We start from the raw sequence: 20,409 nt of genomic DNA, 5'->3' as shown, positions 1-20,409 counted from the left end.
GCTTTATTTATTATATTATTTAACGGTTTTCCACTTTGGATTTTCTGAATTATCTGCAATCTTTAGAGGGATAAAAGTCTTAAAATCTTTTGTTTTGTATTCAATCAACAACGATGGGCAACAATTTGCATCATCTTCGTTGTACAAATTGGTTGACAAAAAATAGTCATCACCGATTTTTTTTATGTCAGCTCCTGCTCGTTCTTCAAAACGGAAACCTTTCTTAACATATTTAGAAACTTTTTTATCGAAATTTTGGTCTTCGTAAGGATAAACGGAAATGGGAATTATGCTTTCGCCATCAATTTTATAATAATTTTCGTAAGTTCCTGCTGCATAACCAGAAGTTACACCAAATGCAAGAATCTCATTTTCAATAACCTCATAAACTTGCGCCTCGCTGTCGTGCTTGGAAACTGGATGTGGAAAGTAGATATAATTTGGACTGAAGTTTTTCAGCAATAATTCTTTCGTTTCTTCGGAGTCGTAATTTTTTTTGGCAAATTGTTCATCTAATTTTTTGATGATTAATTTTCTACTTTCTAGTGAATATGGGTCATTGAGAGGATTTTTGTGATACTCATAATTTTCTTTGTACTGTTCATAATCTTTTTTCACATCACCGGTTTTATCGGAGACTCCGTCCAAAACACTAGTCATAAGTTTATATTGTTTAGGATCTTCTTTTTTCATCTTTTCCAAACTTTGCTTTTGTTTATTTTCCCTTTCTTTTTCAAGTGAAGCATATTCTTCAAAAGTCATTACTTTCTCTTCTTGATTATTAGAAATTTGCTCGTCAAAACCAAAGTCGTTGTGTGATACGACTGAATCTGTAAATTTTCTTAGTAATTCGCTAGGATATTGTTTGTAATTAAAATTGTTTTTTATATTTTCAAAAAGACTTGCTTTCAAATACTGAACATAAAATTGTTGTTCTTCATTCGCTGGTACTGAATTGTGTTTATTACGAAGTTCCGAAGTTGAATAAATGTTTGCAATTTTGTTTTGAGCAATCATAAAACTGCTTAATAGAATGGTAGAGAAGATAATTAGTTTTTTCATTGTAAATTTTTTTGGAAATTTATTTATAATTAATGTAACTTCCTTACGGTTTACCGTAAAATCAGAAAAAATTAAGCTTTCAAAAAAACACAAACAATGGAATATCAAGCTAAATCAGACAAATATTTTTTTTTCAAGTTGATGCAAAACGGAAAATCAATCGGGAAACTAAGTTATAAAAGTTGGTTCAAATTCGATGCTGAGATAGAATTCGCTGACCAATCGAAATATAAAATCGAACCGAAAGGCTTCTGGGGAACAACTGTTGAACTGAAAGATGGAGCAAAAGTTCTCCTCAAATTCACGATGAACTGGAATGGGGAAATCGTAATCCAGATTTTTTTTGATGAGGTGGAAAAGGATTATATCTTCAGACAGAAAGGCGTTTTCAAAGATTCTTTTATAATGACAAATCCTAATGGCGTCGAACTTTTGGTAGTGAAGCCCGACTTGAAATGGTTTGAATTGAACTATGAATATCAAATTTCAACTTCAGATGCTTTTGAGGAATTGAATCACAAAGATATATTGCTAATGAACGCGTTGCATTGCGCCAATTATTTTATGACAATTATGATGTCTGGAATGGCTTAAATTAAATCTCTAAAAGAAAATATTTTGCAATTTCATAAACAAACTTATTTATATTTTTGAAATTAACAATGTGATTTCGATACTTAAAAATTGTACTTTTGATTTCAAATAAATTATCAAAAAATGAAAGCAACAAACATTTTAATTTAGCCATTTCCGGATTGTCATTTTTATCCTGCAAATCCGTTCACGACAGATTGCAAACGGGAACCATTGTGAGAGATTGTACGGGAACTTATGTCAGAGTCGCAGAAAACGAAGATTACCTGGTTTGTAATGCGGATATTTTGACAGCGAAAAAAGACGGCGAAAAGGTATCAGTGGTTTATGATCATACCAAGGAATGCGCAGAAAGAGACGGTAAGATCATGTGCATGATGTACCACGAAAACAAAGGAATGATAAGCATCAAAAGCATTAAATAAACTGTAAGATAATCGAACCTTCAAAATTAATTTTTGAGGGTTCTTTTTTTTTTAATTCATTTTGAAATAAGGTTCGTTAAAATATTTGCTGGGTTTGATGTAGATGATCTGTGTTTCCGCATCAAAAATCCAATTGAATCTCCTGATTAGGTCGGCGCCAAAATAACTTTTGTTTTGATTCTTGATTTCTCCCGTAAAGAATCCAGCTGATACATTTTGCAAAGCGATATCATCGATAATCATCAACGTTGGCAGAATGCCTTGCTTGGTGCTAATGCTTTGTCCTGCTGAGTTTTTCAGGGTCTTTTCACCTGTGATTTTCAGTTTTTCATTCAGTTTTTTAGAATCAGCAAATTGATTGCTGTATAATAATCCGCCTGGATAGCCTGATTGTAATAGAAAATTAGTTTCATAACTTTCGTTATTGATCAGATTTTGGCAAGCCAAAAAGATTTGACCTTGCTTGTTATAAGTAAATGAAACTTGCTTGTAATCCTTCACATCAGGCAATTGATCATAAATAACGAACTGGTTGTTGTCATAATCGATTTTATAAGTTTTCCCTTTGAAAATGCCGGTTCCGATTTTTCCGTCTGCTTCTTGACCAGTCAACTCATTATCAACAAAGCGGATATTTTTAAATTCTTTCTTTCCGATTTTTACGGAATTGTTTTCGCTGATTCCATTTTTGTCGAAAGTTAAACTCTTCGCAGGTCGTATTCTTTCAGGCGAAATAGATGCGTCTACCATTGCAATTTGAAACATAAGATCTAATGAATCTTTATCATTAACCAAAGTTTTTACAATGACGTTATTGTATTTTGTGATCCTAAAAGGAATGATTTCCTGAGCATTAACAGAATTAATGAAAAGAAGAGAATACAAAAGGAAATAGATCTTTTTCAAGGTGTTTAGTTTTTATGGTTGTTAATTTCAAATTTAGAAAATTAAAACACATAAAATTCCATTTTAACGATGATTATTGGTTATCCATTGTTTCCTCGCGATATTTAATGAAAATAGACTGGAAATCTTCTAGGTTAGCTTTGTCAGATTTGGTGATTTTTCCGTCCTTGTAGATAGAATACGTATTTTTTGCACTGATGTCTTTATTCTTAAAATCTAAATAAATTCCATTCTGTATTTTTCCGGAAATGTCTGTTTCTAAGTAATTTAAAGCCTTAGGTTCGGATTTCTCCGCATAGTTTCCATAGAAAAGTTTGAGGAGAGCATCTTCTTGGTCAAAAAAATCGCCGATATTCTCAAAAATCGAATCCAAATTATCCAAATCCGAACGAACGTCTAATCTGTAATAAAGCTTGAAAGTTTTATCTGGATTGTCATCTCCAAAAATTTGATAATTGGTGGTAACAGTAGAACTGCTACTGATACCGTTCCAAATTGCGCTGGATATCTGCGCCTTTTTGGGTAAATGATCAAGGTCAAAATCAATATTTTCTACGATGATCGCTGGTTTGTCTTTGTAGAAAAAAGTTCGAACCTGCCTACCACTTTTCAGTCCAATGGTGATCACTGAGTTTTTATCTGCGGCATTCGTAATGCGGATTTCATCTTTCTCACGAGAAAATATCAAAGCATTTCCATAATTTACCGCAACCATTCCTACAACAATGCTGTCCAGTTTGCTGTCCTTGTATTTTTTATAAACTGATCCGCTTTCGATTTCTTTTTCTGTAAAACCTGAAGGATCACCAACCTGGCCGAAGGCGTAAAGACCGCAAATTGTTAATGCAAATGAAGACAGCAATTTTTTCATTTTTAATATTTTATAGTTCTTGAAGATAAGAATTAAATCTTTTCCAACTAATTAAGAAAATCACAATATCATCTTTTCAACAAAGTGATACTCACCGTCGCCAACTCAGAATCCGGAAATTTCTTGAAAAGATTAACGTCAGGTTCCAAACCGGATTCTTTGCAAATCCTGTGAAAAACCTCCACTTCCAAAATGTATTGGTCAGAAAATCCGTGTGTGGCGTCATAGGCTGTGGAAGCGGTCAATCCAAGATTCTTCGAAGTGATGTCCGGTGAAAGTGTGTGAAGTTCTATCAAAAGCAATCCGAACTTTTCAACGTAAGGTGTCCATTTTTTGAGGTGATTCAGCAGATTTTCTTCGACATCTTGGTTGGATAATCGTTTTCCTCGGAACGCAAATGCGCCAGTCGAAGTGCTGATTCTTTGGCTGTCGGTTTCCAAAACGTCTTCCCAAATCCTGTTGTGGTCTAGGAACGTTCTGATATTCAGCAAGTCTCCCAATTCAATATTGTAATCGGATTGTAGATCTTCGGCAAGCTGTTTTGGATTTCCGATGTCGCCCCAGATCACTTTTGCCCAAATATCATTTTTGATGAGGTTGGCTCTTGTCACTTTCAAAGCTGCCTGATTGTAATCTGCACCGACCAAAAATAATGGATGTTCTTCTAAGTATTTTCCACGCAAAGTCTGCCTTTCGATGACTTCATAAAGATGTTGCAAAAGCGCACCATTTCCGCAACCCATATCCAAAATTCCCTTTGGTTGCTCATTGATCGGTCGGTTGAAAATTTCAATAATAAACTCATCTATCACTTTGAAATAGGTCAAATGCGCGCCACCACTTCCCCAGACATTCATTTCTCGGTTGACGTGGATCTCGTCTTCGCCATCTTCAATTTCACGGATTTCTGCCGCTTTTCCGAAAATCAGATTATCCAATTTTGAGAACATCGGAAGATAAGAAACCGTTACGCCATAAGCAGTTGCACGTCTAGCGAAGAAAAGTCCGGTTTCCGTGAATTGGAAATTATTTCCTTTCTTAGAAAACCAACCGATTTCTGAAAGATAATTGAGAATGATTTCAAAATAATGTGGTTTCTTATGAAACTCTTCTGCACTGAAACTCGCTTCCATAAAGTATTTGTGGAACATTCCGCTCATTCCCAATTTGATGATGATTGGTCCAACCAGTGCACCTTCGATATGTTTTTGGATTTGATATTTTAATGAATTTTCATCTTCGTTTTCCATCAAAAAAGATTGGTGCTTTTCGAAGATTGAAATCCACTTTTTACAGAGCTCTTCGGTCAGTTCTTTGGAATTGATGACGTTTGGATCAGCTAAAAATTCCGCTAGATCACAGTAAATGTTTTGATAAGAAAAAGCCTCTTTGGTTTTAGAATTGACTGATATTTTCACAACATTGGTTTTATTATCCAAGTGATAATCCAGAAAACCTTGTGAAGCCAAAACTCTCACTGCAACATTCAGATAACCTTCATTGGAATTGAATTTTTCATTGATCTCAGAAAGTTCTAAAGTTTGATTATCATTAATGAAATTCAAAATGTTTTTCTTTGACAAAGCCGAAATCACCGGTGCAGTCACAATCCCATCCAAATGTCTGAAGATCAATTCCCGAAGTTTTTTCTTATCCATAAAACTGTTGATTTTGCGTTTTGGAAGATAGAAATTTTTGGAGAATATGAAATAAAAAAATAACTGTTCATTTTTCGATTGTCATCTGTTTTTGTTTAAAATTAAATTTGTTAAAAAAAATAAAATGACAAAGATCCAGGATTTTAAAAATTTACATTAGAACGAACAACCGCTTTTAATTGGAAATGTTTGGAACGTGCAAAGTGCCAAAGTTTATGAAGAATTAGGCTTTAAAGCTTTAGCGACTTCCAGTTCTGCAGTTGCGAACAGCCTTGGTTATGAAGATGGCGAGCAAATGTCCTTTGAGGAATATTTTTATCTGATAAAAAGAATCGCGAAATCTACATCAATTCTTTTATCTGTGGATCTGGAATCTGGTTATGGCAAAGATGCGATTGATATTGTTGAAAACATCTCAAAACTTTCAGAGATTGGAATTGTCGGTATCAATTTAGAGGACAGTTTTGTAGTTGATGGTGTGAGAAAGCTATTAGATAGAGATATATTCTCAGAAAAACTAAGGTCTATCATGTTTGAACTGAAGGAAAAAGAAATTGAAATGTTCATTAATATCAGAACCGATACATTTTTGTTAGGTTTGAAAAATGCGTTGGCTGAAACATTAAAGAGAATTAAAATGTTCGAAGAACTGAATGTTGATGGTGTTTTTGTTCCTTGCATCACTTCTAAAAATGATATTGAACGAGTTGTGAGTTCTACCTATGTTCCAATCAATGTCATGTGTATGAAGGATTTGCCGGATTTTGATGCGCTTGCAAAATTAGGCGTGAAAAGAATCACATCTGGTAATTTCTTAAATGATTATATTTATAAAAATTTAAAAAATATAAATCAGGCGATTGCTTTGCAGAAAAGTTTTTCACCTGTTTTTTCCTAATTATGAAACCAAGTTTTGAACAGATGTACCAGGCTTCTTTTCGGAAAGACCCGGAATTTGAAGGCGTGTTTTGGATGGGTGTGAAAACGACGGGAATCTTCTGCCGACCGACTTGTACAGCCAGAAAACCAAAACCCGAGAATGTTGAGTTTTTTAATCATGCAAAAGATGCGATCTTAAAAGGTTATCGCCCGTGCAAAGTTTGCAAACCATTGGAAAATCCAAATGAAACGCCTGAGGAAATCCAAAAATTGATGAATGAACTGTCCGAGAATCCAGAAATTAAATTCAAAGATCTGGATTTGATAGATCGCGGATTGTTACCTGTAACTGTGAAACGTTGGTTTTTGAAACACCACGGAATGACCTTCCATGCTTTTCAAAGAACATTCAAGATCAACTCGGCTTTCAAGAAACTTCAGCAAGGCGAGAATGTTTTGGATGTTGCTCTGGACAATGGTTACGAAAGTCTGAGCGGTTTCAATGAAAGCTTTAAATCCATCATTGGAACTTCGCCAAAACATTCGAAACTTGAAAAAATAGTTGACCTCAAAAGAATCGAAACACCGCTAGGAACCATGATCGCCTGCGCCAACGAAGAAGGAATTTGTCTTTTGGAATATTCTGACCGGAAATCACTTTCGAAAGAATTGGAAGAGATCTCAAAATTTTTCAAAGCTAATATTATTCAGGGTGAGAATCCTCATTTCAAAACATTAGAAGTAGAATTAACCGAATATTTTGAAGGTAAAAGATTAGATTTTACCGTTCCACTTTCGCCTGTCGGAACAGATTTTCAGAAGAATGTCTGGGAAATATTACGAACAATTCCATACGGAACGACGAGAAGTTACCAGCAGCAAGCCGATATTCTTGGCAATCCAAAAGCAGTCCGAGCCGTTGCCAATGCGAATGGACTTAATAAAATCTCAATCATCATCCCGTGTCACAGAGTCATCGGAACTAATGGAACTTTGACTGGCTACGGTGGCGGGATCTGGCGCAAACAGAAACTTTTGGAGCTTGAGAAAGCAATACTTTTTTAATTCAATATTCAAAATTTATTATTCCATGTTTAATAATTTTGAACTATCAACTATCAACTATCAACTATCAACTATCAATCAATGAATTCACAAGATTTAAAAAATATAGCGAACCTTTGGTTTAAAGCCTTCAATGAACAGAACTTAGATGAATTGTTGAGTCTGTATGATGAATCGGCGCAACATTACAGCCCGAAACTTAAGATCAGAGAACCTGAGACCAATGGCTTGATCTAAGGAAAAGATGCCCTTAGAAACTGGTGGAAAGACTGCTTCGAACGATTACCAACTTTGAAATATCAAGTGAACAGACTGACCGCTGATTCTGAACAGGTCTTTATGGAATATACCAGAAAAGTAGATGGAGAAGATGATATGGCAATCGGGGAAGTGCTGGAAATTATAGATGGGAAAATTGTCTTTTCCAGAGTTTATCACGGTTGATACTTTTATCTTTGAAAAAAAATATATAATGGATTTCTCTGTTCAACCCACTTTAGAAAACGAAAATGTAAAACTAATTCCTTTAGATCAGAATGATTTTGAGGACGTGTTTGCTGTGGCTTCTGACCCTTTGGTCTGGGAGCAGCATCCAAACAAAGACCGTTACAAGAGGGAAGTCTTCGAAAATTTCTTCAAAGGAGCATTGGAAAGTGGTGGCGCTTTTAAAATCATTAAAAAAGATTCGGGCGAAGTTGCAGGAAGCACAAGATTTTATGATTACAATCCCGATGATAACTCGATTTTCATCGGCTATACTTTTTATGGAACCAAATTTTGGGGCTCAAAACTGAATCCACAAGTTAAAAAACTAATGCTGGATTATATTTTCCAGTTCGTTGACAAAGTCAATTTCCATGTTGGGAAGGACAACATCCGTTCGCAAAAAGCAATGGAAAAACTGGGCGCAAAGAAGGTGGACGAGGTCAATGTCTCTTACGCCTATGAGCCAGAACGGTTGAATGTTGTTTTTGAAATTTTAAAAGCAGATTATCTTTCTAAAATCTAATCTCTAAATTCTCCTCACAAAACCAGTTCCTCAAACAGTCTATCAAAAGTTTTTTCTAAGTCTAGACTTGCACCAGGATGCGGACGAGAGGTTTGAATGATAGAACTCTTCACAGCCGTCAGCCAACGGAAACGTTCAGGGATTTCGAGTTGGGCGATGGAGCCAGCCGATCTTTCTCCTTTAGCAATATTCACGAAGGAATCCAGATGTCTTTTCACATCCTCATATTCTATTTTGGAATGGATCACCCGGAATTTCTCCTCACAAAGATGAATTTTAACCTTGATGAATTTCTCTCTTTTTGAAAACAATATCAATCCCACGTTGAAGAACTCTTCACGCTCAGGCTTTGGTACCAAACGGATCACCGCATACTCATATAACTTTTGCTCTTGCATTTTTGGCTTCATTTAAAAAGTTATCAGAATTGTCACGTCTCAAAGTCAGGAATTGAAAGTAAACATTTTTTATTTCAGTAGGTGTCAGTTCGGTATCGTTCCATTGTAACCAGTCTTCGGGAATCAGTTCTACGATCTCTTTCAGAACTTCATCGGTCAATATTGCTTTGAATTTCTCATTGGCAGCGTCCAGTTCAGAAGCTTGAGGCAACAAAACGTGGTCTTTGATCATTACAAAAGGACTCACGGCGTTCTTCTCCCAATTGTCCCAGGAATGGTGGAAATATAAAGATGCACCGTTGTCTATCAGCCACAATTCCTTGTGCCACATTAGCATATTGGTATTTCGGAAAGTGCGGTCGATATTGGTAAGGAAGGCATCCAGCCAGACAATTTCGGAAGACAATTTCGCATCGATCTTCACTGCGCCCGGATCGTACGTGATAGCACCGGAAAGATAATGTAGAGCGAGATTCAGTCCACAACTGGCTTTCAAAAGGTCTTGAATTTCCTCATCGGCTTCACTGCGTCCAAAGTCTACGGAAAGATTTGCAAAAACCAGTTCCGGAATACGGAATCCCAACACCTGCGAGATCTTGCCTCCGATCAATTCTGAGATCAAAGCTTTGACGCCGTGTCCAGCACCTCGGAATTTCAACACATATTTGAAATCGTCATCCGCTTCTGCCAACGCCGGCAGAGAACCACCTTCCCGCAGAGGCAAGATGTATCGGGTGACAGTAACTGTTCTTAAGGATATATCCATTGGTATTAATTGTATGTAAAAATAGGTATTTGTGAATGATTGCGCCAATTTGAGTTTAGGAAAGTTGGTGAGGATACCAAATGTACTCCCATTCTTTAATGATGATTTTAATGATAATTTTCGAATTGTCGATTTAAGTATTTGGAAATCATGCTATTTTAATTGTAAAATCACTTGTCCACCCATTTGTCCACCCCTATAATTCTATTTCAACTCTTTGATGCATTTAAATTTACATTATTGAAATACAGATCAATCTTAAAATTCATGAATAAACAATTAAAATAAATCTTATGAAAAAACTTAACCTTTTGATAACGATCTTCTGCTTGATGATAAGCAGATTGTCTTTTGCACAAACCAGCACAGAACAGTTTGAAACCGAAAGTCACGGATCTCCCAGTTTTACAGACAATGGGGTGATCTTCAATATCATTTCACATGTGGGAACGTTTGATATTCAAGGCAATTATCCAGGAACAGGCTGGAATGGGACAGCCAATGACAACAGGTATATTGATAATTCCAATGATGCTGCGTCTCCACCTTCCTTCAGTATCAAGACCACGTCCAATTTGTTCAAGGTCAATAGGTTTTGGATGTATCTTTCTGCACTCAATCTGGACTTGAGCGTAGCTGGAACACTTACTATTACAGGCAGACTCTCCGGGGTCACCAAGTTTACTCAAACAAAGACGACAGGTTTTACAACTTCAATGTCTCCTACAAATGGATACACATTGATCGATTTGACCAATCTCAACGGTCAAAATTATTCCAATATCATTATCGATGAATTGCGGATCACTTTGGGAGGCCTTTACCGATATGCTGGTTTGGATGCTTTTACCTGGGTTAAAGATTCGGGTATTGTCATCGACCCAAATGCCTTAAATGTAAGTGTAGGAGCTCAAACAAACGTCAGCTGTTTCGGCGGTTCCAATGGTTCTGCAACAGTCAATGTTTCCGGAGGAACTGCACCTTACACATATAGTTGGTCAACTAACTCCAGTACAGGAGCTACTGCAAACGGACTGACAGTTGGGATTCATACAGTGACTGTTAAAGATGCTTTGAATGTTATAAAAACCCAAGATTTCATAATTACACAACCAGCGGTTTTGACAGCAGGTATTTCAAAAACAGATTCAACTTGTGGCGCGAGTAATGGAGTAGCGAGTGTCAGTGTTTCTGGAGGAACTTCTCCTTACACTTACCTTTGGTCGAACGGTGCAACCACCAGTTCTATTTCCAATCTGGCTCCGGGAAATTATAATATGAAGGTTACAGATGCCAATGGATGTTTTACATCAAACAGTTTGGTGATCAACGGGACATCGGTATCTGCACCTGCAATTAAACTGAGTTTTAGTAATGGTAGTACTTTGTCATCGTTCAGTGTCATAGGTCAGGGAATCAAATGGTACGCCACAGAAGCTAATGCCATTGCGCACACAAATCCGTTGTCAGGTTCAACAGCAATAGTTAACAATGCCATTTACTACGCTACTCAGACAGTAGCTGGCTGCGAATCCAAAACGCCTTTGGCGATCAACGCCTATAATGAAACGCTTAATGTTTCCGATGTTTCCAAAAATTCTACGATCACGCTCTATCCGAATCCCGTAAAAGAAGTCTTGAATCTTTCTTCAGAATCTAAAATAAATAAGGTTATTATTTCAGATTACAGCGGAAGAAAAGTATTGGAGAGATCTTTGAACGGCGATAATAAAGTGGATGTGCAAGCCTTGGTGAAAGGGAATTACCTCATTCAGATCTTTACAGAAAAAGGTGTGGAAAGTATCAAATTTATTAAGGATTAATATCCATATTACTGATAATGAACTAAGACTTTACAGAAAGCAAGCTTGCTTCGATGCAACAGCAAGCCTGCTTTTACCCAATTGCAAGCCTGCTGTCAAACGATAGCAGGCTTGCTTTTTTTATAAGGATATTACAGAGCTGCCAGATGTTGGTTTTGAAGATTGATTTTTAATGCTGTACAGTATTATTGATTATTAGAAGATGAATCCCTATTTTTGAAAAAAATAAATCAATGTCCAGTTTCATAGATTTTGGATTAGCCAAAAGATCATTCGAGAATCAACAATCAGAAATGAACAGAATCACACAGCTTTTCAACATCCAATATCCGATCATCCAAGGCGGCATGATCTGGCATTCCGGATGGAAGTTGGCTTCAGCAGTTTCCAATAACGGCGGATTAGGATTGATAGGTTCTGCAAGCATGTATCCGGATATCCTCAGAGAAAATATTCAGAAGTGTAAAGCAGCGACTGACAAACCTTTCGGAGTCAACATCGCTTTGCTTTATCCAAATATCGAAGAGATCATCAATATCATTTTGGAAGAGGGCGTGAAAATCGTCTTCACATCGGCCGGAAATCCCAAGACCTACACCGAAACTTTGAAGAAAGAAGGTATCAAAGTCGCTCATGTGGTGGCAAGTGCCAAGTTTGCAGCAAAATGTCAGGACGCTGGTGTGGATGCCGTTGTAGCAGAAGGTTTCGAAGCGGGCGGACATAACGGTCGTGAAGAAACGACTACACTTTGCTTAATTCCAAATGTGAAAAAACATATCGATATTCCACTGATCGCAGCGGGCGGAATTGGTCTTGGAAGTCAGATGAAAGCAGCGATGATTCTTGGCGCAGATGGCGTTCAAATCGGTTCTCGTTTCGCAGCAACAGCTGAAGCTAGCTCGCATGACAATTTTAAAAATAAAATCGTTGAACTCAAGGAAGGTGACACCCAATTGACTTTGAAGGAATTGGCGCCGGTACGATTAATTAAAAATAAATTCTACCATGATCTGGAAAGCTTATACGAGTCTGGGAGAAATATTGAAGCTCTGAAGGAAACTCTTGGAAGAGCTCGTGCAAAACTAGGCATGTTCGAAGGTGATCTCACGGAAGGTGAATTGGAGATTGGTCAAGTTTCTGCTTTGATCGATGAGATCCTTCCCGTTGAAAAAGTCTTCGAAAACTTAATTAGAGAATTCAACGAAGCAAAAGTAGATCTGACTTTGTAAGAAACAAAAATAAAGGCAAAAGAATAAAGTATGATGGGCTTCGAGAGCCTCAGCCTGACAATCGCTCATCATTGATCAATCATCATTTATATATTATGTTCTCAAAACAAGAAGCGCAGCAACTAAAGACAGAATTTTGGACAGCTTTCGGAAAAGCTTTTCCACGAAAATGGCTGTTGTATGACACCAAGATCAAGGATTTTTCTTTCAAATTCTCTGCAGATAACAAAAAAGCTGAGGTCTTTGTTGATATTGAAATGAAGGATGAATTGTTCAGAAATGCTTACTTCGAGAAGTTTCAGTCGCTGGAAGATCTGCTGAGGGATGAGATTGGAGAATTCTTTATGGACGAGTTTTACACTTTGGAAAACGGAAAAGTCATCAGCAGGATCTGGGTAGAAAAACACAATGTTAGTATTTTCAACAAGCAAACCTGGCCAGATACTTTCGAATTCTTCGTCGAAAAAATGAATGCCTTCGAAATGTTCTATTACGAATATGAGGATTTCATTAAATCAGTTTAAAATAGAATATATCATACTTTTTACACTATACATTTTACATTAACAATGAAAAAGATTACAATAAAAGCCAACGACTTCTTCGAATTGCTGAAACTGAAAGGTGAATCGATGTGGGATATTTTTGCACAGTTAATTGATGATGAGGAAAAGGAAATTACTTTCGTAGATGATAAGGACGACTATCTTTTCCATTATATTTTACCAACCACTTTAGAGAAACTTCAGGAAGATAAAGTGCTTTTCTCAAAAGAATATGCTGATAAATTATCGGGAAGTAATTAAAAAGTTCCTGTTAAATCTGAGGGAAAGTTTAATTTCTCGCTAAGCTTTTCTTCCATTCCAAATACCCAATAATTGCCATCGCTGTGAAGATAATATATTGGATCGCTGTGATTCCCAACCCTTTGTAAACCATCATAGGAATACAGATAAAATCGGCAACGATCCAGAATATCCAATTCTCGATATTCCGTTTTGCCATAAAAAACATACCTACCAGAAATAGCGAAGTGGTAATGATGTCGGTGTAATTGGCCCAATCCAAGTGGTAAAGTCCCAGTCTCACGCCATTCATGGAAAATTGATTATCAATATAAGGTTTGAAATAATAGACCAACCCAACGAAAATCAAACTTCCCAAAAACAGAACACTACCGATCTGCCAATCTTTCTTATTGGCTGTTTTCACTTGCACGTGGATGTTGTCATCCGAATGTTTTGACCAGAGGATCCAGCCGTAAACACTCATAACAGTATAGTAAACATTGATGAGCATATCACCCAACAGTCCGAAAACGTACATGATATAAATGAAGAGAACGGTGGAGATTATGCCTGTGGGATAGACCCAGATATTTTGCTTGATCGAAAAAAAAACGCTTAATAAACCAAAGAAAACAGCAACAACTTCAAAAATAATGAGATAGGTCTCGTAGGAACTGTATTGCGCAGTGAGAGTTTGTAAAAAATCCATTTTCAAAGATAATTATTAAGACTCAAAAAAATGGCGCTAAGTCCCGAATTAACATGGATAAATAAAATAAATTAGTTAAAAAATGTTAAGGGTCATATTTTTTTAATATTTTCGTAATTCAAAACAAACAAACAGAAGAAAGCCCCTCAAATTTTTTGGGGATTAAAAAAATTAAATTATGGCAAATATTTGGATCAAGAAGCCAATGGAAGCGTATGAAGCAGACATCAAAAAAAGTCAGCTGAAACGCGTATTGGGGAAATGGAGTTTAACGGCTATTGGAATTGGTGCTATCATTGGGGGTGGCATTTTTGTTTTAACAGGTACGGGCGCTTATTACAATGCTGGTCCGGCTTTGGCACTTTCATTCGTCGTTGCTGGGATCGCCTGTGTTTTTGCGGCACTTTGTTACGCAGAATTTGCGTCGATATTACCAGTTGAAGGTTCGGCTTATGCTTACGCTTACGGAACAGTAGGTGAGATCTTCGCTTGGATCATCGGTTGGGGATTGATCTTGGAATATGCGATGGGATCCATGACGGTCGCCGTCTCGTGGTCTGGTTATTTCGGAAAATTGCTCAAGATGTTCGGTCTGCATTTACCTTATTGGATGACAACGGATCCTGGAACTGCAAAAAAAGCCTTTGGAGAAGCTACTTCACAGATCGCTACTGGAGGCCTGCCATTAGATAAATTACAGGCATTTCAGGAAACCATCAACAATTTCAACGCCGCTCCTGAACTTTTGAATTTCAAATTGTTCCTGAATCTACCTGCGTTGTTAATCGTTTTGGTAGTCATTTCTATATTGGTAAGAGGGACAAAAGGTGCCGCAAAAGCGAATAACGCCATTGTGATCCTAAAAGTATCAGCTATTATTTTCGTGATCGTGGCAGGTGTATTTTTCATCAATATAGAAAATTGGAAACCATTCATTCCTGCTGCTACAACTATTACAGAGAACGGCGTCTCGCATCCGGCTTATGGTTATGGCGGGATCATTGCCGGAGCTGCAGCCATTTTCTTTGCTTACGTTGGTTTCGATGCTGTTTCCACGCAGGCTGGCGAGGCAATCAATCCGAAGAAAGATGTTCCTTTTGCGATCATCACATCATTGGTGGTTTGTACCGTTTTATATATTTTGGTGTCATTGGTATTGACCGGAATGATGCATTACACAGACTTCAATCCACTAGGTAAATATCCGGATGCGATCAAAGCTCCAGTTGCTTACGCCTTTGATATTGCCGGACAAGCCTGGGCAGGTTACATCATTACGATTGCAGCAACAATAGGTTTGATCTCAGTTTTAATGGTCATGATCATGGGACAATCCAGAATTTTCCTGGGCATGTCAAAAGATGGTTTGATCCCTTCGACTTTCTCAAAAGTAGACGAAAAAGCAGGTGTTCCGAAAAAGAATCTTTATATTCTAGGAGCAGTGATTGCGATTGTTGCAGCTTTTACGCCGATCAATGATCTGGCGCACATGACCAGCTTTGGGACATTGTTTGCCTTCACAATGGTTTGTGTAGCAGTTTGGATCTTGAGAAAGAAAGAACCGAATCTTCAAAGAAACTTCAAAGTTCCAATGTTGCCGGTTGTTGCAACACTAGGGATTTTGATCAACGTTTATTTGATCTTCAACCTAAGTCCGGAAGCTCAGAAATATTCATTGATCTGGTTGGGTCTAGGCTTTGTGATCTACTTCCTTTACAGTAAGAAAAACTCCAAGATGCAGAATGGTGGATTTGGAGAGACTTTCAAAGCAGAGCAAGAGCCTTTGGAGGACGTTGACATCAATATCGACAACAAAGATTGATCATATCAATTCCGCTTTCACGAGCGGAATTTTTTTTTTGGAGCTATTTGACTTCTTCGATTGCTAAGTTTTTATTTTTTTTAGAAGCAATTCCCGCTATCCACTATTACTCCTCGCGCCAAAGCTTAGCCATAGCTTGCTGTGGGGTAACCGTTACTATCGGGGCTATGGGTTTCCATTGTAGATTCATGCTTACAGCTTATAGTTGAAATTGAGTTTTCCAAACACAATAAAAGAACAAATATTTTCCAAACTTTCTTTATTTTTATAGAATGAAAAAACTAAGCTTCCTTCTTCTCTTGATCTCAATATTTGGTTATGCCCAGAAATTCAAAATGGACACATTACTGACCGATAAGATCAGCATCCGCGCTATCCAACTTTGGGACGGCAAAGTCTGGTACTCCGGAACAGATTCCAAGTTTGGATTTATTAATTTGAAAGACAGATCAGATAAGAAACAAGTTATCTTGTCAGAGAAAAAATTACAGTTTCGAACGCTAGCGCAAGATGAAACTGATTTTTATATGATTAATATTGAGAGTCCAGCTTATTTTTTTAAGGTTGATAAAAAAACTTTAAAATCAGAAATTTTTCATACAGATTCTGCAAAAACTGCATTTTACGATTCATTTGTTATTCAGTCCAAAAATTTAGGAATTTCAATTAGTGATCCCAATGAAGATGGTTTTCCGAAGTATTTTAATTTTAATAATTCTAAAAATTATGAGGTTTTGAATTATCCAAAATATGATAAGGGAGAAGCGCATTTCGCTGCTAGTAATACTAATATTGCTATGAATAAAAGTATGGTCTGGATTGCAACCGGAGGAAAAAAAGCAAGAATATTTAAATTTAATTGGTCAAATCCGTACGTATGGGAAGTTTTTGAAACGCCTTTTATCCAAGGAACATCGTCCCAAGGCATCTATTCGATCGATTTCCATGATAAAAATTTCGGAATTGCAGTCGGCGGAGATTACACAAAACAAGCCGATAATATCAACAATATCGCTACCACAAATGACGGCGGAAAGACCTGGCAGATCCAAGCCAGCGGACAAAATGCGGGCTACATGACCTGCGTGAAATTCCGTCCGAAGACCAAAGGAAGAGAAATAGTTGCCGTTGGTGATCAGCACATCAGTTTCTCATCAGACTACGGAAAGACCTGGGTCAAAATCTCCGACGAGAAAAACCTCTACGCCTGCGAATGGGCAGACAAGAACACGTTGATCCTGGCAGGAAAAGATAAAATAGTCAGATTGAGTTTTCAATAGAACTTGATACAACCATTTTCACTAAATCTTGATTGCTATCAATTTTTGTATTTTAGAACTACGCCTTTCACGTTGGCATAACAATATCATGTCAATAATAAAATATTAAACCATGAATCAAACCTACCCATTTTACCTCAAACTTTCCTGCATCTTGATCAGCATTGTGATCTTGGGATTTCTGGCCATCATTGGTGAGCAGATTCTGATCCCGATGGTCTTGGGATTGTTGATTGCCATTTTACTCATGCCGCTGAGTCGCTTTATGGAGAAGAAATTGAGATTTCCACGGAGTCTGTCTTCCATCCTGGCAAGTCTTTTGGCTTTGGCGATCATTGGTGGCGTGATCTATGTCTTGTCTCTCCAGGTGGCGAAATTGGCGAATGACTGGCCATCGTTCCAGAAACAATTCACGGATCTGATAGATGACCTTCAGGGCTGGATATCAAGGACTTTTGGCGTGAAAAGAAAAGACCAATTGCTCTATCTGAATGACACTGCGAAAAAATCCATCAGCACAGGAACCGCGATTTTGGAAAAAGCTTTGAAATCCATTGGTTATGTTTTGATGTTGACTGGTTTTACCTTTTTATTTACGCTGTTTTTCCTTTTGTACAGAACACATTTGATCAAATTTTTAGTTGCGAGTTTTTCCGAAACCTATCATACAACAGTTTTTGAGATCATCGATAATATCCAATTTATGGTGAAGAAATATCTTGTAGGGTTATTTCTCCAAATGTTGATCGTTACGATCTTGTCTTTGATCGCGTACACGATCATTGGGGTCAAATACAATTTCATGCTTGCGATCCTCACCGGGATTCTGAATATTCTGCCTTACATCGGTATTTTCACCGCTTTGTTGATCGGTGCTTTGATCACGTTTGCTACTGCAGGCGTCAGTCATGTTTTATTCATTGTGATTGCCATTGTGGTGATCCATGCGATAGACGGAAACATCATCATGCCAAGAGTGGTTGGTTCCAAAGTGAAGATCAATTCGTTGATCGTGATTATCGGTCTGGTGATTGGCGAGATGCTTTGGGGGATTGCGGGAATGCTTTTGACTATTCCGGTCTTGGCGATCATGAAAATCGTTTTTGATAGAGTAGAAGGTCTCCAATCGTGGGGATTCCTGATGGGTGAGGATGATGATGTTCCTGTTTTCAAATCGACTTTTGATAAATATTTTTTGGTTAAGAGGTCAGAAATAGAAAAGGTAGAGATCATTCCTGATCCGAAAGATGAACCGAAAAATTGATGTGAAAATCCACTTTAAAAGTTGAAACCCGCAGCCCGACTTGAGTGGAAATCCTTTTTTGCGTGACTTGAATTTCTATTGAAATGGAAATCGTCGGCAAAAAAGATTGACTTCGTCGAACCACTTCGTTAGGTTTGGGAACGGAAGACGGATCAAGCTGCCCAAAATAATTAAAATTAAACTATGAAAAAAATAAGTTTCCTATTTGTCATATTCTCTTTGTTTCTGAATGCACAAACCAAAAAGGAAAACCTCAATGCAATCAAAAAGTTCCAAAAAGAATTGAACGCCGAATATCTAAATCCCAAAGAATCTCCATTGCGAGGCGATAATCTGACCAAATTCAAAAAACATCCGTTCTTTCCGGCCAATTTAAAGTACAGAGTGACAGCCAATTTTGTAAAGACGGAAAATCCAGTTCCTTTCGAGTTGCCGACTTCTTCCGGGAAGTTCAAACAATATCAGGAATACGGAAAAGCTGATTTTGAGATCGATGGAAAAAAATATACGCTCACGATCTATCAAAGCCTGGACCTGATGAAGATAGAGCAATATAAAGATCATCTTTTTCTTCCTTTCCGTGATGAGACCAATGGCAAAGAAACCTACGGCGGCGGGAAATATATGGATCTGAAGATCCCAAATGGTAATATGATCGTTTTGGATTTCAATCTTTCATATCAACCTTATTGTGCTTACAATGCGTTTGATTACAATTGCCCGATTGTTCCAGAAGAGAACAAATTGCCCGTGAGAATAGAAGCTGGCGTGATGTATGAAGATGTTTATCACCATTAATTTTAATTATGGAAACTGATTTTTTTAAAGAGCTTTATAAGAATATTTCAATTGAAGAGATAATAAATAGAATTAATTATTTTAACAATAATATTTCTGCAAAAAATTTATCAGAAGAAAATTTACAAAAGGAAATTCAGAAAATATTTCAAATAGAATTGAATAATAAGAAATATTCTTTATTTAATAACAAAGATATTTTTACAGTTTCATCAGAAAAATATTATTTCTTTAGAGTAAGGACATTTTCTGAAAATGATAATTTTGAAAAAAGGATTTTTCATTCTATGAAATGTAAACAAGACTTGCTTTGGGTACCTGAAAAAAATTGTAATATGGGTCGTTTAAATAGACCTGGAAATCCTGTTCTATATATATCAAGACAAGCAACAAATGCTATTTACGAAACTCGATTGAAAGTTGGTGACTATTTCTATTTGATTATTTACGAGAATTTAAAACCTATGAGAATAGCACAAGTTCACAATCCAATATATTTATATGAGTTTGACGAACTGGAAAATGCAAAAAGATTATTATTTCATAATTTTTTATTGAATGAGTTTACAAAGTATGTTCCTGAAGGTATGGAGTACTTATATAAAACTTCAATATTAATTTATGAAAATTATTTCAAAACACCATATATTGATGCTTTTTCGTATCCCTCAATTGCAACTGAAGCGAAGATAGGCATGAATTTTTGCCTTAGTACAGAAAAAGTAGAAAGAAATCTAAAAACATTAGGTGTTATGGTTTGTAAACTTTGTGAAGGAAATAGTAGTGCCATCTTCAATGTTGAAATATATTATGATGGTTTTTTGGAAGATGATAAAATTAATTTTTATAATTATTAACCCGTAGTGCATTATAAACAAGGTTACTCATAATACGAAAATTTCGTATATTGTATTGACTATCAATCTAATACGTTATGAATAACCTAGATGCAATTTACGATTTTATTTTAAAGGAATTAAGAAAATTAACCATCAAAGAAAATTTTTATTTCAAACCAATTAAACCAAAATTATCTGATTTAGAGCTCATTGCAATAAATATT

General features: G+C 36.7%; 21 protein-coding genes and 2 pseudogenes. 16 read left to right on the top strand and 7 right to left on the bottom strand.

Annotation, left to right across the window (positions count from 1 at the left end):
• Positions 1-15: 15 nt before the first annotated feature.
• Positions 16-1,062, bottom strand: a complete 1,047-nt coding sequence (locus tag AXA65_RS17180; RefSeq protein ID WP_063971284.1) for a hypothetical protein — start codon at positions 1,060-1,062, stop codon at positions 16-18.
• Between the two features lie 96 nt (positions 1,063-1,158).
• On the opposite strand from AXA65_RS17180, the gene AXA65_RS17175 reads away from it, so the two are divergent.
• Positions 1,159-1,656: a hypothetical protein gene (locus AXA65_RS17175; protein ID WP_063971283.1), complete on the top strand. Its 498-nt coding sequence runs from the start codon at positions 1,159-1,161 to the stop codon at positions 1,654-1,656.
• A gap of 98 nt (positions 1,657-1,754) precedes the next feature.
• Entirely contained in the window at positions 1,755-2,081 is a 327-nt protein-coding gene (locus AXA65_RS17170) for a hypothetical protein (RefSeq protein ID WP_131797845.1), read from the top strand.
• Between the two features lie 51 nt (positions 2,082-2,132).
• Here the strand turns inward: AXA65_RS17170 and AXA65_RS17165 are convergent, their stop codons facing one another.
• The 3 genes from AXA65_RS17165 to AXA65_RS17155 all read right to left on the bottom strand — a co-directional run bounded on the left by AXA65_RS17165 (position 2,133) and on the right by AXA65_RS17155 (position 5,516).
• On the bottom strand, positions 2,133-2,987 hold the full coding sequence (locus AXA65_RS17165; RefSeq protein ID WP_063971282.1) for a hypothetical protein: 855 nt from the start codon (positions 2,985-2,987) through the stop codon (positions 2,133-2,135).
• A gap of 73 nt (positions 2,988-3,060) precedes the next feature.
• On the bottom strand, positions 3,061-3,858 hold the full coding sequence (locus AXA65_RS17160; RefSeq protein WP_063971281.1) for a hypothetical protein: 798 nt from the start codon (positions 3,856-3,858) through the stop codon (positions 3,061-3,063).
• 68 nt (positions 3,859-3,926) lie between these two features.
• Positions 3,927-5,516 carry a class I SAM-dependent methyltransferase gene (locus AXA65_RS17155; protein WP_063971280.1) on the bottom strand — a complete coding sequence of 530 codons (1,590 nt, stop codon included), beginning with the start codon at positions 5,514-5,516 and terminating at the stop codon, positions 3,927-3,929.
• 175 nt (positions 5,517-5,691) lie between these two features.
• On the opposite strand from AXA65_RS17155, the pseudogene AXA65_RS17150 reads away from it, so the two are divergent.
• The 5 genes and pseudogenes from AXA65_RS17150 to AXA65_RS17135 form a co-directional block, all read left to right on the top strand.
• Positions 5,692-6,414, top strand: a pseudogene (locus tag AXA65_RS17150) (isocitrate lyase/phosphoenolpyruvate mutase family protein); the annotation flags it as partial.
• A 2-nt stretch (positions 6,415-6,416) separates the two neighbouring features.
• Positions 6,417-7,460 carry a bifunctional transcriptional activator/DNA repair enzyme AdaA gene (locus AXA65_RS20505; RefSeq protein WP_063971279.1) on the top strand — a complete coding sequence of 348 codons (1,044 nt, stop codon included), beginning with the start codon at positions 6,417-6,419 and terminating at the stop codon, positions 7,458-7,460.
• A gap of 81 nt (positions 7,461-7,541) precedes the next feature.
• The gene (locus AXA65_RS20310; RefSeq protein ID WP_228391703.1) at positions 7,542-7,697 is read left to right on the top strand and encodes a hypothetical protein; all 156 of its coding nucleotides are present in this window, start codon (positions 7,542-7,544) and stop codon (positions 7,695-7,697) included.
• 12 nt (positions 7,698-7,709) lie between these two features.
• Positions 7,710-7,904: pseudogene (locus tag AXA65_RS20305) on the top strand (nuclear transport factor 2 family protein); the annotation flags it as partial.
• A gap of 28 nt (positions 7,905-7,932) precedes the next feature.
• Positions 7,933-8,469: a GNAT family N-acetyltransferase gene (locus AXA65_RS17135; RefSeq protein WP_063971288.1), complete on the top strand. Its 537-nt coding sequence runs from the start codon at positions 7,933-7,935 to the stop codon at positions 8,467-8,469.
• 14 nt (positions 8,470-8,483) lie between these two features.
• Here AXA65_RS17135 and AXA65_RS17130 read toward each other — a convergent pair whose 3' ends face one another.
• Positions 8,484-8,867 (bottom strand): DUF3037 domain-containing protein, encoded by a 384-nt coding sequence (locus AXA65_RS17130; protein ID WP_063971287.1) that lies wholly within the window; start codon positions 8,865-8,867, stop codon positions 8,484-8,486.
• Positions 8,845-9,633 carry a HipA family kinase gene (locus AXA65_RS17125; protein ID WP_063971278.1) on the bottom strand — a complete coding sequence of 263 codons (789 nt, stop codon included), beginning with the start codon at positions 9,631-9,633 and terminating at the stop codon, positions 8,845-8,847. The genes AXA65_RS17130 and AXA65_RS17125 overlap by 23 nt, the downstream gene beginning before the upstream one ends.
• Positions 9,634-9,926: 293 nt before the next feature.
• Between AXA65_RS17125 and AXA65_RS19655 the strand changes: the two genes are divergently transcribed.
• From AXA65_RS19655 to AXA65_RS17105, 4 genes are all read left to right on the top strand, one after another.
• The gene (locus AXA65_RS19655; protein WP_096030811.1) at positions 9,927-11,456 is read left to right on the top strand and encodes a T9SS type A sorting domain-containing protein; all 1,530 of its coding nucleotides are present in this window, start codon (positions 9,927-9,929) and stop codon (positions 11,454-11,456) included.
• A gap of 293 nt (positions 11,457-11,749) precedes the next feature.
• A complete protein-coding gene (locus AXA65_RS17115) occupies positions 11,750-12,685 on the top strand; it encodes an NAD(P)H-dependent flavin oxidoreductase (RefSeq protein WP_063971286.1) in 936 nt (311 codons plus the stop codon).
• Positions 12,686-12,780: 95 nt separating this feature from the next.
• On the top strand, positions 12,781-13,209 hold the full coding sequence (locus AXA65_RS17110; protein WP_063971277.1) for a DUF4268 domain-containing protein: 429 nt from the start codon (positions 12,781-12,783) through the stop codon (positions 13,207-13,209).
• A gap of 45 nt (positions 13,210-13,254) precedes the next feature.
• Positions 13,255-13,491, top strand: a complete 237-nt coding sequence (locus tag AXA65_RS17105; protein WP_063971276.1) for a hypothetical protein — start codon at positions 13,255-13,257, stop codon at positions 13,489-13,491.
• 28 nt (positions 13,492-13,519) lie between these two features.
• Here AXA65_RS17105 and pnuC read toward each other — a convergent pair whose 3' ends face one another.
• Positions 13,520-14,182 (bottom strand): nicotinamide riboside transporter PnuC, encoded by a 663-nt coding sequence (gene pnuC / locus AXA65_RS17100; RefSeq protein WP_063971275.1) that lies wholly within the window; start codon positions 14,180-14,182, stop codon positions 13,520-13,522.
• Positions 14,183-14,360: 178 nt separating this feature from the next.
• On the opposite strand from pnuC, the gene AXA65_RS17095 reads away from it, so the two are divergent.
• From AXA65_RS17095 to AXA65_RS17075, 5 genes are all read left to right on the top strand, one after another.
• A complete protein-coding gene (locus AXA65_RS17095; RefSeq protein WP_063971274.1) occupies positions 14,361-16,004 on the top strand; it encodes an APC family permease in 1,644 nt (547 codons plus the stop codon).
• A gap of 272 nt (positions 16,005-16,276) precedes the next feature.
• Positions 16,277-17,284 (top strand): WD40/YVTN/BNR-like repeat-containing protein, encoded by a 1,008-nt coding sequence (locus tag AXA65_RS17090; RefSeq protein ID WP_063971273.1) that lies wholly within the window; start codon positions 16,277-16,279, stop codon positions 17,282-17,284.
• Positions 17,285-17,396: 112 nt separating this feature from the next.
• Positions 17,397-18,548 carry an AI-2E family transporter gene (locus AXA65_RS17085; RefSeq protein WP_063971272.1) on the top strand — a complete coding sequence of 384 codons (1,152 nt, stop codon included), beginning with the start codon at positions 17,397-17,399 and terminating at the stop codon, positions 18,546-18,548.
• Positions 18,549-18,731: 183 nt separating this feature from the next.
• Positions 18,732-19,346 carry a DUF1684 domain-containing protein gene (locus tag AXA65_RS17080; protein WP_185114332.1) on the top strand — a complete coding sequence of 205 codons (615 nt, stop codon included), beginning with the start codon at positions 18,732-18,734 and terminating at the stop codon, positions 19,344-19,346.
• Between the two features lie 8 nt (positions 19,347-19,354).
• Positions 19,355-20,203: a hypothetical protein gene (locus tag AXA65_RS17075; RefSeq protein WP_063971271.1), complete on the top strand. Its 849-nt coding sequence runs from the start codon at positions 19,355-19,357 to the stop codon at positions 20,201-20,203.
• Positions 20,204-20,409: the final 206 nt, after the last annotated feature.

Origin of the sequence: Chryseobacterium sp. FP211-J200 (assembly GCF_001643375.1) — a bacterium.
Classification (GTDB): domain Bacteria; phylum Bacteroidota; class Bacteroidia; order Flavobacteriales; family Weeksellaceae; genus Epilithonimonas; species Epilithonimonas ginsengisoli.
The sequence above is the reverse complement of the archived record's forward strand: the minus strand, read 5'-3'. Positions and strand labels throughout refer to the sequence as shown.